The following is a 13,961-nucleotide window of genomic DNA, read 5'->3' on the forward strand; positions in this document are numbered from 1 at the left end:
TCGAGCGGCGTCAGCGCAGCACCAGCACGTCGTAGTAGTCGAGCCGGTCGACCGTGATCGACAGGCGGCCGTGCCGGCAGGACCAGGCCGGCACCCGCGACCCGGCGAAGTCGGGCGAGACCAACTCGATCCGCCGGGGGCAGGACGGCAGCTCCACCCGCACGTCAACGCCGGTCTGCGGGATGATCCCCCGGTCGTAGTTGTGGTTGACCAGGTGCAGTGTCCGCGCCCCGCCGCCCCGCTGCACCAGCAGGCTCGCCGCGACGTTGCCCACCCCGACCCGTACGCCCTGCGGACCGTGCTCGTTGTCGCGGTAGAGCGCCCGGTGCTCCCGGTAGAACCGGGTGTACGTCTGGAAGAAGCCCAGCATCCCGGACTGCTCGGCCGTCGGGCCACCGACCGTGTCCTTGAGGTGGAAGGCCGGAAAGAGCCCGTTGGCGTACGCCTCGGCGCCGAAGATCTGCCAGTAGTCCTGCTTCTGGGCCAGCGGCAGGTTCTGGTAGTCGGTCATCATGTCGTTGGGCCAGTCGATGAAGACCGCCACCGGCACGTCACCGGCGATCTCGCGGTTGCGCTCCTTGAGATAGCGGTAGTTGGCCTGCAACGACGTGGCGCCGTCGAGGTGCCCGTCGACCACCGGCACGTAGTCGGCGCCCCGGAAGTCGGGGGTCTGCTCGTCGGGGTTCCACGGGTACATCCCGACACTGTTGAAGTCGACGTACGGCAGCAGCCCGTTCGAGCTGACCAGCAGCCGGCGGTGCGCGGTGTCCCGGGCGTACGCCCGCAGTTCGTCCACCACCTCCTTCCAGTACCGCCGCAGGTAGCTGACGGTGAACGACAGGTCGTCGGCGTACATCCGGTTGGCGGTCACCCGCCCCCATTCGGCGGCCATCGGGTTGGCGGCGGTGAGCGGGTCGAGGTTCCAGCCGTTGGCCCGCAGGTAGTCGCGGTAGTTGAAGTTGCGGGTCAGGTCGTCGGCGGGTACGTCGGCGCGGACGATGTTGTCGTCGGTCATACCGAACCGGGACTTCCAGTCGGCGGCGGTGAACGCCGGGTACTTCGCCAGCAGATACTCGTTGAAGTCGGCGATGGCGTGGTCGTCGAAGCCCTCGTTGCCGTTGAAGCCGTACTTCTGCCCACCGCTGAACCCGGCGTTCACCTCGTCGAGGTTGATCCCGTCCACCCCGCCGTCGATCTGGATCCTGGCCCAGGCGAGCAGGTAGTCCCGGTACTCGGGTTGAACATGTTGCCCCGCCGGGCCGGGACGGGGAATCCGAACTCGTCGTGCGGTACCGGGTTGTTGTCGGCGTCCCGGGTCGACATGTCGTCGAAGATCTCGGTGCTGGCGAAGTCGTGCGGGAAGATGACGCTGGCCGTCCCGCTGCCCATGAAGGTGATGCCCTTGGCGTGGTAGCGCCGGATCTGGTCGAAGTTGTAGTCGGCCGCCTCGTCGCCGCTGGTGGACCACTTCCCGATGGCCCGGATGGTGACATCGGGGACCAGTTCGTAGACCTGCGGATCCTCCTCGTGCACGTCGGACTGGCTGAAGCCGAAGACGGCGAAGTCGGCCGCCCGGGGCCGACCGACGGTCACCGTCGCCCGGTTGCTGGCCGGCGAGACGTTGCCGGCCGCGTCCCGGGCGGTCACCACGAACGCGTAGGTCGTCCCCGGCACCAGGTCGGTGACGGTCGCGGTCGTGCCGGTGACCGAGCGGACCAGGGTCCGCCCGGCGTAGAGGTCGTAGGCCAGCACCGCCACGTCGTCGGTGGACGGGCGCCAGCTGAGGGTGACGCCGGTGCCGGTCACCCCGGACACGGTCAGCCCGGTCGGCGTGGTCGGCGGTCGGGCGTCGTGGCCGTCTCGGAGCCCGGGCGCGGCCGGGGCGGCGGTGGCGGGCCGCACCGGCAGCACCAGCGCCAGTACGACGGCGCACAGTGCCCAGCGCGGGGTTCCGGATCGCCGTGGCATCGCGTTCCTCCGTGGCCAGCATCCGACGGTCGTCCGCCGGCCCGGCGTCGCGCTGCTGCCGGCAGGGCATCGCGAGCATATGCCCGAAGCATCAATATAGAAAGTTGTCTATCACGACTCTCGGGTCGACGGCGTCCGGAGGACGGGCTACGGCTGATCGGCGGCGCAGTTGTTGCTGGTCCGGGTGACCGTGTATTCGGTGTCGTCGTGGGTGATCCCGGAGGGCTCGCCGTCGAAGTACGTCTCGACCTTCTGCCAGCCCTGGCGCTGCTCGTAGTGCAGGTGCGGGGCGCCGGAGTTGCCGGTGCTGCCGACCCGCCCGATCTGCTCGCCCTGCTCCACCCGCTGACCGACCCGGACCAGCGGGGGTTCGAGCAGGTGCAGGTACTGCGTCTCCCACTTGCCGCCGTGGTCGATCTTCACCCAGTAACCGCCGCCCCGCCCGCGCGGACCGTCCGGGTTCTCCGGGGTACGGCCGCCGAGCGAACCGTTGATCCCGGCCACCGTGACCCGGCCGGCGTACGACGCCAGCACCGGTCGCCCCCACGCCTCGCCCTCGGTCGGGAAGAGGTCGACGTCGTAGTCGTCGTGCCCGGGATAGGTGCCGAGCTGCCAGGTCTCGCCACAGGCGACCGGCATCTGAAAGAGCGGACGCGGACCCGGCGGCCGCAGCAGCAGCACGGCGACCACGGCCACCGCGAGCACGGCCACGGCCGACGCGACGGCGGCGAGGGTCAGCAGGATCCGGCTGGTACGGCTCCGGGGGCGGCGGCGGGTGCGGCGTCTGGTCGGCTGGCCGGTCGTCACCGCCCCGAGGATGGCAGACGGCGGCAACCCGCCGGCCTCCGGGTCCGGCGCGAGCGGCCGGCGTCAGGCGGTCAGGTATGCGTGGCACCGGTTTGTTTCATCGATTGACTTAATCTGTTGCGGTGTCATAACCTCGCAGGTGCATCGAGATGGATCAGTGGCAGGGCAACCACCTCCATCAGCTCGTCGCTCGTCCGGGCCGGCGGCGGCTACCCAGTCACACGATGACGGCCGACAAGATCGCGACAGTTCGGATTCCCCACGATCGCGACCCCGCGCGACGCGGCGACCGCCGTCAAGCCCCGGCACCAGGCAGGGCGCCGCCGAAGCGTCGTACGGCCCTCTCGGCGTCGACCGTCCCACTGTCGGTCGGTGCTGCCTCGGACCCGATCAACGTGGCCACTGTCGGCGACGCTCCCGACCGGCGAGCCGTCGCACCCCACCCGGCCGGCCATCCTCACGCAGAAAGGACAGTAGATGTCCCAACCATTTCCGCCGGTGTTCCGGCGTGCGGTCCTGACGGCTGTGCTGGCGCTGACGGTGCCCGCCGCCGTCGTGGCGGTGTCGGTGCTGCCGTCCCGGGCGGCGGTGGCGCCGGCCGACGGCGGTGTTTACACGATGGCGGTGGGTGCGTCGGGTAAGTGTCTGGAGGTGGCGGACGGTTCGGCGGACAACGGTGCGTTGTTGCAGCAGGCGTCGTGTTCGGGATCGGCGCGTCAGCAGTGGCGGGTGGTGTCGTCGGCGGGCCGGTTCAACGTGGTGAATGTTGGCAGTACCCGGTGTGTGGACGTGCCGTCGGGTTCGGCGGTGTCGGGTGTGCAGTTGCAGCAGTGGGGTTGTGGTGACGGTACGAAGGTGAACCAGTTGTGGTCGTTCGCGGCGTCGTCGGCGGCGTCGGGGAGGTACCGGATCACGAGTGCGGCGAGTGGGTTGTGTGTCAGTGACCGGGACGGTTCGACGGCGGGTGGTAATCCGATCGTCCAGGAGACCTGCGCGGACGTGGCCCGGATGCAGTGGGCCTTCGAGCAGGTCGGCGGCAACCCCAACCCGACGCCGACCGGCAGGCGGAACTGGCCGAACACGGCCGACGGCTTCGCGCAGGGCACCACGGGCGGTGCCGGCGGGCAGACCGTCACGGTCAGCACGCAGGCGCAGCTCAACCAGTACGTCACGGCGGGCGCCCCGTACGTGATCCGGGTGGCCGGCACCATCAACATCAGTCCGAAGGGCACCGAGCTGCGGGTCGCCTCGAACAAGACCATCATCGGGGTGGGCACCAGCGGACACATCGTCGGCGGGGGCTTCTTCCTCGGCGCCGGTGTCAGCAACGTGATCATCCGGAACCTGACCATCCGCGACACCCTGATGCCGGACGACGACCCGGGCGACGACGCGTACGACTACGACGCGATCCAGATGGACACCGCGAACCGGATCTGGATCGACCACAACCGGCTGTCCCGGATGAACGACGGCCTGATCGACAGCCGTAAGGACACTACCAACCTGACCGTCTCCTGGAACCACCTGGTCGACAACAACAAGACCTTCGGCATCGGCTGGACCGACAACGTCACCGCCCGGATCACCATCCACCACAACTGGCTCCAGAACACCCGGACCCGCAACCCGAGCGCGGACAACATCGCGTACTGCCACCTATACAACAACTACGTCCAGAACACCTCGTCGTACGGCAACTACATCCGGGGTCTGACCAAGGGTGTGGTCGAGAACAGCTACTTCGAGAACAGCCGCAACCCGTACTACGTCGAGGCCGGTGAGCTGGTCAACCGGGGCAACGTGTTGGTGAACAGCCCGTGGGACTCCGGCAAGGTCACCGCCAAGGGCTCGGCGTTCAACCCGAGCAGCTTCTACTCGTACACCCTCGACCCGGCCGCCAACGTGCCCGGCCTGCTGCGCAGCTACGCCGGGCCGCAGGCGAACATCGGCACCTGATCCACCCCGCGCGCCGTCCCCGCCCCCGCGCGACCCCCAGCCCGGGGCGGGGACGGCGGCATCCGCCATTCCGCCACGTCTGGGGTAGCGATGAAACGTCGTACCGTACTGCTCACGACCGGGCTGCTCGCGGCCACCTCCCTGGGCACGCTCTGGACCCCGGCCCTCGGCGCTCCGACGTCGCCGGACACGACGGCTGCCGCTCCCACCGGCCCGCAGGCCGTCGGGCCGGTCGTCGCCTTCCCCGGCGCGGTCGGGGTCGGTGCGGTGGCCAGCGGTGGCCGGGGCGGCTCGGTCCACCACGTGACCAACCTCAACGACTCCGGCCCCGGCTCGTTCCGGGACGCCGTCGGCACCGGCAACCGGATCGTCGTCTTCGACGTCGGCGGCTACATCCGGCTCAGCTCCACCGTGCTGGTCAAGAGCAACATCACCATCGCCGGCCAGACCGCACCCGGTGGCGGCATCGGGGTGATGGGCGGCGAGGTCTCGTTCAACAGCGCGACGAACGTGATCGTCCGGGACTTCCGGTTCCGGCAGGGCGACCTCGACCCGAACGACGAGAACAACGGCCTCAACTGGCTCGACGCCAGCAACATGATCTTCGACCACGTGTCGGTGGAGTTCGCCCAGTACATCAACAACGTCGTCTACAACTACCAGGCGGCGTACACCGCCGGGAACTCCAGCGGGCACTTCCTGCACGACGTGGTCGGCAACTACTTCATCACCGGGCCGCGCACCACGAACTCGTCCAACGCGTACTACCAGATGCGCAACCAGGAGGTCTACAACAGCGGCAACGTCATCGACAGCAACCGCGACGGCCAGCTCAACGGCGGGACGCTCAACGTCGGTGCCGGGGGAACCGCGATGGCCACCCCGTGGTCCGGGACCACCGCCGGGATACCGACCCTGCCCGCCGCGGACGCGTACGCCGAGGTGCTGGCCCGGGCCGGTGCCCAGCCTCGCGACCGGGTCGACGACCTGGTGCTCGCCGACGTCGCCTCGCTCGGCACGGCCGGCGACCTGTGGGCCTCGCAGACCGCCACCGGCCTGGACAACAGCGGCTACGGCACGATCCCCGGCGGTACCGCCCCCACCGACACCGACCGCGACGGCATGCCGAACGCCTGGGAGACCAGGTACGGTCTGGACCCGAACTCCGGCGCCGACGCCTCGGGCGACTTCGACCGGACCGGCTACACCAACATCGAGAAGTACGTCAACGGGCTCCTCGACGGCTCCTACCGGGCCTGAACGGTCAGCGGGCGCCGGGCCCGGCGGCGCCCGGCTCCGGCATCCGCCGTGCCGTCACTTTCCCGCCCCGGCCGCCCTGCGCCCGGACTTCGGCCGCCGGCCGGTCGGGCGGCGGTCCGCCCCGCCGGCCGGCGCCTGGCCGGCCAGCTCGGCTTCCAGGGCGTCCAGTGCTGTCCGCAACTCCCGCAGCCGCGCACCGATCTCCGGCGACGCCCCGGGCAGCGGCACCCGATGCCCGGCCGGCGCCGCCACGACCGCCGTCCGCGCCGGCTCGGGCGCCGTGCCGGGACCGGCCGGCCGCTCCGCCTGGTGGGCGTCCTCCAACGCCTTCAGCACGATGCCGACCAGCAGGTTGGTGAGCAGGTACGAGGCCATGATGATGTACGAGGCGTAGTAGAGTACGCTCCACTCCGAGACGGCCCGACCGGCCTCGAAGGCGTCGGTGATACCGTCCAGGGAGAGCAGCAGGAACAGCGTGAACATGGCGCGCCCGACCGTGCCGTACCGATCGGGGTAGGCGTCGCCGAACGCCATCCAGCCCACCATGGCGTACAGGTAGATGGTCAGGGTCGCGATCAGCAGGAAGCTGACCAGTCCGGGGAGGCTGCGCAGCACGCCGCCGATCACCACCCGCAGGCCGGGAAAGAGCCGTACCGCCCGCACCACCCGGGCGAGCCGGACCAGGCGCAGCAGGGTCACGTTCTCCCGTACGCCGGGCAGCAGCGGCGCGCAGACGATCAGCAGGTCGAACAGGTTCCAGCCGTCGCGGAAGAACCGGTGCGGGGCGGTGAGGTGCGCACCGAACCGCAGGAGCAGTTCGACGACGAAGAGGGCGAGGCAGACGTACTCGATGGCCAGCAGGACGGCGCCGGCCCGGTCGAGCGCGCGGTCGTAGGTCTCGACGCCGAGCACGATCGCGTTGACGATGATCAGGGCGAAGGAGCCGGCGTTGAACCAGTCGGCGTCGACCACCCGGTCACACCGGGCCGCCAGGCGCGCTCTGGCGGTGGGCCGGGCTCCGTACACGCCGACACTCTCCTCTGTGGATGGACCTGCCGGCGGACAGCCTAATTCGTGGCCTACCCGGCGATGCCGGGGGAGGAGGAAGCTGCCGACGGCCCGGGCCGAACCGCCCGGTGTCCCCCCCCGTGCCGCCTTTGCTCTCCGGGCCGGGATGACCTATGGTTCCTATTCGGTGTAGCCGACTCCTTCCCCCGTGGGAGCCGGCTACATCCTTTTTGGAGATCGTCACCGGGCGACGACGAGGGGCCGACCGGCCGGACGGGGGACCTGACGATGCCGGAGAGCAGGCTCGCGCGGCCTCGGATCTCGTCCGGCGCGCTCTTCGCCGACGACGACGGCCGGGTACTTCTGGTCGATCCGGTGTACAAGGCGTTCTGGAACCTGCCGGGCGGCGGCGTCGACGCCCGTGAGACGCCCCGGGCGGCCTGCCGCAGGGAGGTACGCGAGGAGCTCGGGCTCGACCTCCCCGTCGGTGCACTGCTCGCGGTCGCCTGGACGGCCAACGGTCCGGAAAGACACCTCTTCTTCGTCTTCGACGGCGGAGTGCTGTCGCCGGAGCAGCGGGCCGCGATCGTGCTGCCTCCCGGCGAACTCGCCAGGTATGCCTTCGTCCCGCCGGCGGCGGCCCCGCCGCTGCTCGCCGAACCTCGCCGGGCGCTGCTCGCCGAGGTGTTGCGGGCCCGTGCCGACGGCCTGACCCGATACCTGGAGCTGGACGGAGCCTGATCTCCCCGGCCGGTCACTCCGGCCGGCCGGCGGAGCAGCGGAAGCCCCGGGGCGCTCCCGTCCCGGTGGCGGGTGACGTCGGCACCCCCCGGGTGGGCGCCGCATCGAGTTCGATCTTCAGGCGATCGGGCGGTATCGTTGCAGCCCGCACCCATGCTCATGTTCCGGGACGCCGTCGACGACATCCGCCCCCGAGACGAGCGGTCCCTCGCCACCCTGGGAGACCCTCGTGACCCTGCGACCGCCCGAGCCGACCGCTGACTGGTTCGGCACCGCCGCCGAGGCATTGCCGGACGACGCCGAGCACAGTGTCCTGGTCGGCCGGATCTGGGATCCGGCCGTCGGAGGGCCGTCGCCGGTGGTGGTCCGCGACGGTGAGGTCTTCGACGTCAGCGCCGAGTTCGCCACCGTTCGCGACATCTGTGAACTGCCGGAACCCGCCGCCGTGGTCGCCGGGCTCGGTGGCCGGCGGGTCGGTGGCTTCGCGGAACTGCTCGGCAACACGGGCCGGGTGGCTCGGGACCGGGGCCGGCCCTGGCTGCTCGCGCCGGTCGACCTCCAGGCGCTCAAGGCCGCCGGGGTGACGTTCGCGGTCTCGCTGATCGAGCGGGTCATCGAGGAGCGGGCCCGGGGCGACCAGGCGCTGGCGGTGGAGATCCGGCAGCGGTTGCTCGCCGAGGTGGGCGCCGACCTCCAGGATCTGGCCCCGGGTTCCGAGGAGGCAGCGCGGTTGAAGGAACTGCTGGTAGCCGAGGGCGTCTGGAGCCAGTACCTCGAGGTGGGGATCGGGCCGGACGCCGAGATCTTCACCAAGGGGCAGATCCTCTCCGCCGTGGGTACCGCCGTTCCGGTCGGCGTACTCGGCACGTCGACCTGGAACAACCCCGAGCCGGAGGTGGCGCTGCTCGTCGCGTCGACCGGGCGGATCGTCGGGGCGACCCTCGGCAACGACGTGAACCTGCGGGATGTCGAAGGCCGGTCCGCGCTGCTGCTGCCGAAGGCCAAGGACAACAACGCGTCGTGCGCGCTCGGCCCGCTCGTGCGGCTCTTCGACGACCGGTTCGACCTGGACCGGGTACGCGGGCTCGAGGTGGCGTTGGAGATCGAGGGTGCGGACGGCTTCCGTCTCGACGGGATCTCGGACATGTCGCGGATGTCACGCGACCCGGAGGCGCTGGTACGGCAGCTGCTCGGCCCCCACCACCACTATCCGGACGGAGCCGTCCTGATGCTCGGCACCATGTTCGCGCCGATCCAGGACCGGGACCGCCCGGGAGAGGGATTCACGCACAAGGTCGACGACGTGGTCAGGATCAGCTCGGCTCCGCTCGGCACCCTGGTCAACCGCGTCCGGCACAGCGAGGACTGCGACCCCTGGGACTTCGGGGTCCGCGACCTGATGGGCAGTCTCGCTCACAGGGGACTGCTCTGAACGCCGGGACCCGCAGGGCTGGGCGGGCGTGCCCTCGGCGACGATCTTGCGGCGGTGGAGGACCTGCCCCGCCGGCGGCGTCACCGGTGCGAAGATCAGGTGTCGGGCGGCCAGACTTCGGCCCCGGGGAGCGGCGGTCCGGCCCTCGGGGAAGGCTCCCGGGGCGCGGGAGACTATCCGGCGGAACAGGTCGGACTCATGCCCGACCCGGAACCGGATCCCTGGAAGCCGAACTCGGTCGACTGGCCGGCGGCGATCGAGCCGTTGAAACTGACGTTGGTGAACTGCACCGCACCGGTGTTCCCGCTGCGGTTGGCGTTCCAGACGTTGGTGACGCTGGCACCCGACGGCAGGGTGACCGAGACCGTCCAGCCGTTCACCGGCGCGGAGCCGGCGGTGACCCGTACCGTGGCGACGAAGCCACCCGTCCACTGGTTGAGCGACACCGTCGCCGAGCATGCGCCGGTGACCGGCGGAGTGGTCGGCGGCCGCGTGGTGGGCGGGGTGGTGACCGGGGGCGTGGTCGGCCCACTGGTCGGCGGCGTGGTGGGCGTCGTGCCCGGGCCGTCGGTCAGGGTCGGGGTCTGCCAGTCGCGCCACTCGGCCAGGTTGCCGGCCTTCCGGCTGGAGATCCGCATCGTGCCGGCGGCGTTGCCCGTCTTCAGCAGGAACTTTTGGAGGTTCTGCTGCAACGGCGTGCGCCACTCGGACCGGACGGCGCAGTGGGTGCCGTCCTGGACGTCCGACCAGTAGGTGATGTTGTCACCCGCACCGAGCGCCTTGTAGACCTCGGCGCCGCCCAGGGCCGCCACGCTGCCGGACCGGGCGCCCAGCCAGTCGACGTGCGGGTTGTCCATGATGAACAACCCGCGTGGCGCCACCATGCCCACCATCTGGTGGGTGTCGATCGGCAGGCTGTTCGGGTTGCCGGTGAACGAGCTGAACGCGTCACCGAGCCACGGCTGCTCGGAGTAGGCGCTGCTCAGTGGCTGGGCTCCGCTCTCCGTGGCGATCGAGCGGAAGGCGCCGACGCCGGCGCTGCCGGACTCGATCGGCATGGTCAGCGCGATGCGCTGGTCGAAGACGCCGATGGTGAAGGCGCCCTTGCCGTACCGCGAGCAGCCGGTGACGCCCATCGCGTCGGCCCGGAGAATGTTGCCGCCGGAGGACTCGATCACGTCGATGATCCGGCTCACGCCCCAAGCCCAGGCCATCAGGATCCCGGTGCTGCTGGACGCACCGTAGATGCTGTAGAAGGCGCCCTGCTTGTTGTTCCGGGGCGTGCCCTCCCGGCCCACTGCTAAGGGGTCGAAGCTGATGGTGGCGACACCGGCGGACCGGATTGTCGAGGTGTCCGCCCCGAAACCGCCCACGACGACGACGGCCGGGAAGGGGCCAGTGCCACTCGGCAGTTGGACGCCTGCCGAGAAGCTCGCGCTCCTGCCCTGGTCCGACACGTTCACCGTGATGTTGCTGTTCGACACCGTGCCCGTCACAGTGGCCGGCTTCGCCGGCTTCTGGCCGTAGACGTGCCGCTCCGCCAACTCCCGGGTCTCCGCCCGGCGGCATCGCCAGTCGGCCTTGCTGGTGATCCGGGTACCGTCTATCTTGCGAAACGGGTCGGGGAGCCTGGAGTTGGATGTCGACGAGCCTGAGCCGGGCACCGGGCAGTCGGCGCCCTCGTCTTCCACGGTCGAGGCGGCCACGACGACGTCGGCGGCGGCCTCGGCGGTGGTTGTTCTCGCTACTGCAGTTACCGTTCCGACGACCGCGAGCACCGCTACCGCGAGCGTGACGACCGTCGAGCGGATCTCAGAGCAGCCCGAGGTGATGGCCACTAGGGCTCTCCTTCCGGGTGGGGTGATGGTCTCGGCGGACAGCAATCGATGATCGCCAATGCCGACATTGATAAGTTTCGAGCAAGACACTGAAACATGTCAATGCTGCCCGGCTGCTGCCGGATCTTGTCGCCGGCGGTCACCCGATGATCACCCGAAGTGGCCGCACTCGTCGCCGGAGCAGGGGTAGCAGCTGGTCGCCCTGGCGGGTGATCTCCGGCAGGGTAGGGGTGTCGGAGAGTACGAAATGGGTGACGCGGCGCTGCCACTCACCCGAACGGGAGGACGATCCCGGACACCGGATCAGCCCACCCGGGCCGCGCATGGCACCATCGCGCAGATGACGCCCGCCCACTCCCGGACCGCCCGGTGCCGTTTCCCCGCCCGCCGGGTCCGCCCCGGCCAGCCGTTCCCGCACCGGACCCGGCGAACCTCGGACGAGGTGACGGCGCGATGACGGCCGCGGCCCGCTACGGTGACCCCGCCGCCGTTCTCGCGGTGGCCAGCGATGTGCTCAACCTGCAACTCGCACACCGTTCGGTGCGCAAGTTCGGGCCGCGCGAGGTCACCGACGACGAACTGACCGCATTGATCGCGGCGGCCCAGTCCGCGCCGACGTCGTCCAACCTCCAACCCTGGAGCGTGGTGGCGGTGCGCGACCCCGCGCGCAAGGCCCGGCTGGCCGGGCTTGCCGGCAATCAGACCTTCGTCGCGCAGGCGCCGCTCTTCCTCGTCTGGGTCGCCGACCTCGACCGGGCCTGCCGGCTGGCCGCACGCGCCCGCCGGGAGGTCGCCGCCGCCGACTACCTGGAGACCACCATCATCGGCTTCGTCGACACCGCGCTGGCCGCCCAGAACGCGGTGGTGGCCGCCGCATCGCTCGGCCTCGGCTCGGTGTTCGTCGGCGCCATCCGCAACCGGCCCGCCGAAGTCGCGGCGGAACTGAAGCTACCGCCCCACGCGGTGGCGACCTTCGGGCTGGCCGTCGGCGCACCCGATCCCACCGAGCAGGCCGACATCAAGCCGCGGTTGCCGCAGGCCGCCGTCCTGCACCGAGAGCAGTACGACGCCGTCGCGGCCGACGCGCACATCGCCAGCTACGACAAGATTCTCTCCGGGTACAACGCCCGCTTCGGTTTGTCCGGCAACTGGAGCAGCAGGGTGTTGGACCGCCTCCGTGGACCGGCGTCGATGGCCGGCCGGCACCGGCTGCGGGAGATCCTGGAACGCCTGGGCCTGCCGTCGCGTTGACCGGACCTGGACCCCGCCACCGGCCGACGATGACCGCGACGGGTGACGGTAGCGCTCAGGGGATCGGTTCAGTGCACGGAATCGGGGTGCCCGGTCGTCGCCGAGCCGCCGCCGCTACCTCCGGACGCGCCGCCGGCCACCCCGGAGTTGTCGTCCTCGGTGACGATGTCCGGCCTCTCGTCCGTACCCGACGGCGCCGGAACCTCCGTCTCGGCGACCACCTGTGTCAACCTGGCCTGGCCGTCCTCGTCCTCGGCGCGGTCCGGATCGACCGGCTGCTCGCCCTGACGCGCCCGGTATCCCATGACCGTCCTCCCGATCCGCTCCCGGACGCGGCAGTCGCCTGCCGTTGCCCACCGAGGGCCCGTCCGCGCGGTGCGCTTACCCACGGCGGACTCCGAGTCACCCACCAGCGCCCGGATCTACGGCGGCTGAGCGGGACGGGGGCCGGAATCGTGGTCGGTGACGCTCGATCTCCCGGATCGCCTCGACCCTGCCGCGGCCGGGGCGTAAGCGGCGGGGGCCGGGTTGGCCGGTGACTTCCCGTGTGGCAGGTTCGAGATCGGGCTCGGCGGCCGAAACGTGACATTCGTGCTTGGACGGCGCAACGGCTCCTCGGCACGGGGCCCGGTGGACAGGCGGTCTCGGCCGCTCCTCCCCGCGCGTCGGCCAGCGCCTACCGTGCTTCGGGGTCGGCTCCTGTCGCCTTCCCGGGTCGGCTCGTGCCCGCTTGGTCGGCTCGTGCCCGCTTGGTCGGCTCGTGCCCGCTTGGTCGGCTCGTGCCCGCTTGGTCGGCTCGTGCCCGCTTGGTCGGCTCGCCGGCTTACCGGCGATCTCAGGCCAGCAGGGCCGGTCTCATCTCCGCGCCCAGATTGATCGCGCTGACCACCCGGCGACCGGTGTGGTCATAGACGTCGATGTTGTTGTTGCGCCGCATCAGTTCCCGGGCCGGAGGCGGCAGCCGGGGTGGGTCGTCCATGGCCGCGCGGATGTGCTGGGCGGTCGATATCAGCCGGTTGGCCAGGGCAGCGGCGTCGACGTCCGCCCGGACCCGGCCGTATTCCCAGCCGGCGGCGGTGAGGTCGAGCACCTCGAACACGTGTCGTAGCAGCGGGCTCGGATCGGTCATCCGCACCAGCCGGGGCGCCCGGACGCCGACGACCGTGACCGCGCCGGCCACCTGCGCGTACGGGTGGAAGCCGCAGGGCAGCTCCAGCAACGGCCAGCGCAACTGCGGCCCGGCCTCCCGCCACAGCGGCCGGTAGTTCCGGCGGTCCACCACGAGCCGGCGACCGGTACGCCGGTACAGCTCGGTGGCCTGGGCGAAAAGGTCTGCGTGGGCCGCGTCGGCGAACTCCCGGATGACCCTGGCCGCCACGAACAGGCCGTCGTCGCCGTCCAGCAACCGGGTGACCGCGTCGGCCTGGTCGGCGAACCGGACCTGGGCGCCGGCGCCGAACCGGTGCCGAAGGTCCGACAGGAGTGCCTCCTGTCGGGCCGGATCGTGCTGGACCTGCCTCCTACCCAGCAGACGCCGGAACCACCGCATGTCGTCTCGTTTCAGCAGCCGACTGAGGAACGCGGCAATGTTACAAGGTCCGGCCGGCGGAAGTGGACAGCGGCGCCGTACCCGGTCCGGCGATCCTGGTGGTGGCAGTGCCCGTCGCGGCCTCCGGAGAGGACGAGGAGGGCTGCCG

Annotated in this window: 12 protein-coding genes; 5 read left to right on the forward strand and 7 right to left on the reverse strand. The window is 70.7% G+C overall.

Going from position 1 to position 13,961, the window contains the following annotated elements; genetic code table 11:
- Nucleotides 1–10: 10 nt before the first annotated feature.
- The 3 genes from R6Y94_RS10675 to R6Y94_RS10685 all read right to left on the reverse strand — a co-directional run bounded on the left by R6Y94_RS10675 (nucleotide 11) and on the right by R6Y94_RS10685 (nucleotide 2,775).
- On the reverse strand, nucleotides 11–1,183 hold the full coding sequence (locus R6Y94_RS10675) for a hypothetical protein (RefSeq protein WP_318395648.1): 1,173 nt from the start codon (nucleotides 1,181–1,183) through the stop codon (nucleotides 11–13).
- Nucleotides 1,156–1,968, reverse strand: a complete 813-nt coding sequence (locus tag R6Y94_RS10680) for a fibronectin type III domain-containing protein (RefSeq protein ID WP_318395649.1) — start codon at nucleotides 1,966–1,968, stop codon at nucleotides 1,156–1,158. The genes R6Y94_RS10675 and R6Y94_RS10680 overlap by 28 nt, the downstream gene beginning before the upstream one ends.
- A 147-nt stretch (nucleotides 1,969–2,115) precedes the next feature.
- Nucleotides 2,116–2,775 carry a M23 family metallopeptidase gene (locus tag R6Y94_RS10685; protein ID WP_318395650.1) on the reverse strand — a complete coding sequence of 220 codons (660 nt, stop codon included), beginning with the start codon at nucleotides 2,773–2,775 and terminating at the stop codon, nucleotides 2,116–2,118.
- 477 nt (nucleotides 2,776–3,252) lie between these two features.
- Between R6Y94_RS10685 and R6Y94_RS10690 the strand changes: the two genes are divergently transcribed.
- Nucleotides 3,253–4,734 (forward strand): RICIN domain-containing protein, encoded by a 1,482-nt coding sequence (locus R6Y94_RS10690; RefSeq protein WP_318395651.1) that lies wholly within the window; start codon nucleotides 3,253–3,255, stop codon nucleotides 4,732–4,734.
- A gap of 90 nt (nucleotides 4,735–4,824) precedes the next feature.
- Nucleotides 4,825–5,994, forward strand: a complete 1,170-nt coding sequence (locus tag R6Y94_RS10695; RefSeq protein ID WP_318395652.1) for a hypothetical protein — start codon at nucleotides 4,825–4,827, stop codon at nucleotides 5,992–5,994.
- A gap of 54 nt (nucleotides 5,995–6,048) precedes the next feature.
- Here R6Y94_RS10695 and R6Y94_RS10700 read toward each other — a convergent pair whose 3' ends face one another.
- Nucleotides 6,049–7,020, reverse strand: coding sequence for an ion transporter (locus tag R6Y94_RS10700; protein WP_318395653.1), 972 nt, complete (start codon nucleotides 7,018–7,020; stop codon nucleotides 6,049–6,051).
- Between the two features lie 270 nt (nucleotides 7,021–7,290).
- Between R6Y94_RS10700 and R6Y94_RS10705 the strand changes: the two genes are divergently transcribed.
- Together R6Y94_RS10705 and R6Y94_RS10710 are read left to right on the forward strand one after the other, a co-directional pair.
- The gene (locus tag R6Y94_RS10705) at nucleotides 7,291–7,743 is read left to right on the forward strand and encodes an NUDIX hydrolase (protein WP_318395654.1); all 453 of its coding nucleotides are present in this window, start codon (nucleotides 7,291–7,293) and stop codon (nucleotides 7,741–7,743) included.
- A gap of 229 nt (nucleotides 7,744–7,972) precedes the next feature.
- Nucleotides 7,973–9,175 carry a fumarylacetoacetate hydrolase family protein gene (locus R6Y94_RS10710; RefSeq protein WP_318395655.1) on the forward strand — a complete coding sequence of 401 codons (1,203 nt, stop codon included), beginning with the start codon at nucleotides 7,973–7,975 and terminating at the stop codon, nucleotides 9,173–9,175.
- Nucleotides 9,176–9,348: 173 nt separating this feature from the next.
- Here the strand turns inward: R6Y94_RS10710 and R6Y94_RS10715 are convergent, their stop codons facing one another.
- The gene (locus R6Y94_RS10715) at nucleotides 9,349–11,013 is read right to left on the reverse strand and encodes a cellulose binding domain-containing protein (protein ID WP_318395656.1); all 1,665 of its coding nucleotides are present in this window, start codon (nucleotides 11,011–11,013) and stop codon (nucleotides 9,349–9,351) included.
- A gap of 453 nt (nucleotides 11,014–11,466) precedes the next feature.
- Between R6Y94_RS10715 and R6Y94_RS10720 the strand changes: the two genes are divergently transcribed.
- Complete coding sequence (locus tag R6Y94_RS10720; RefSeq protein WP_318395657.1) at nucleotides 11,467–12,264, forward strand: NADPH-dependent oxidoreductase; 798 nt, start codon at nucleotides 11,467–11,469, stop codon at nucleotides 12,262–12,264.
- A gap of 68 nt (nucleotides 12,265–12,332) precedes the next feature.
- Here the strand turns inward: R6Y94_RS10720 and R6Y94_RS10725 are convergent, their stop codons facing one another.
- Nucleotides 12,333–12,569 carry a preprotein translocase YidC gene (locus R6Y94_RS10725; protein ID WP_318395658.1) on the reverse strand — a complete coding sequence of 79 codons (237 nt, stop codon included), beginning with the start codon at nucleotides 12,567–12,569 and terminating at the stop codon, nucleotides 12,333–12,335.
- 530 nt (nucleotides 12,570–13,099) lie between these two features.
- The gene (locus R6Y94_RS10730; protein ID WP_318395659.1) at nucleotides 13,100–13,813 is read right to left on the reverse strand and encodes a hypothetical protein; all 714 of its coding nucleotides are present in this window, start codon (nucleotides 13,811–13,813) and stop codon (nucleotides 13,100–13,102) included.
- Nucleotides 13,814–13,961: the final 148 nt, after the last annotated feature.

Origin of the sequence: Plantactinospora sp. KLBMP9567 (genome assembly GCF_033446045.1) — a bacterium.
Lineage (GTDB): Bacteria > Actinomycetota > Actinomycetes > Mycobacteriales > Micromonosporaceae > Plantactinospora.

Excerpts from the sequence above, each read along its gene's own strand:
- R6Y94_RS10695 (WP_318395652.1), top strand. The coding sequence starts at position 4,825 with ATGAAACGTCGTACCGTACTGCTCACGACCGGGCTGCTCGCGGCCACC.
- R6Y94_RS10730 (WP_318395659.1), bottom strand. The coding sequence starts at position 13,813 with ATGCGGTGGTTCCGGCGTCTGCTGGGTAGGAGGCAGGTCCAGCACGAT.
- R6Y94_RS10720 (WP_318395657.1), top strand. The coding sequence starts at position 11,467 with ATGACGGCCGCGGCCCGCTACGGTGACCCCGCCGCCGTTCTCGCGGTG.
- R6Y94_RS10705 (WP_318395654.1), top strand. The coding sequence starts at position 7,291 with ATGCCGGAGAGCAGGCTCGCGCGGCCTCGGATCTCGTCCGGCGCGCTC.
- R6Y94_RS10725 (WP_318395658.1), bottom strand. The coding sequence starts at position 12,569 with ATGGGATACCGGGCGCGTCAGGGCGAGCAGCCGGTCGATCCGGACCGC.
- R6Y94_RS10690 (WP_318395651.1), top strand. The coding sequence starts at position 3,253 with ATGTCCCAACCATTTCCGCCGGTGTTCCGGCGTGCGGTCCTGACGGCT.
- R6Y94_RS10680 (WP_318395649.1), bottom strand. The coding sequence starts at position 1,968 with ATGCCACGGCGATCCGGAACCCCGCGCTGGGCACTGTGCGCCGTCGTA.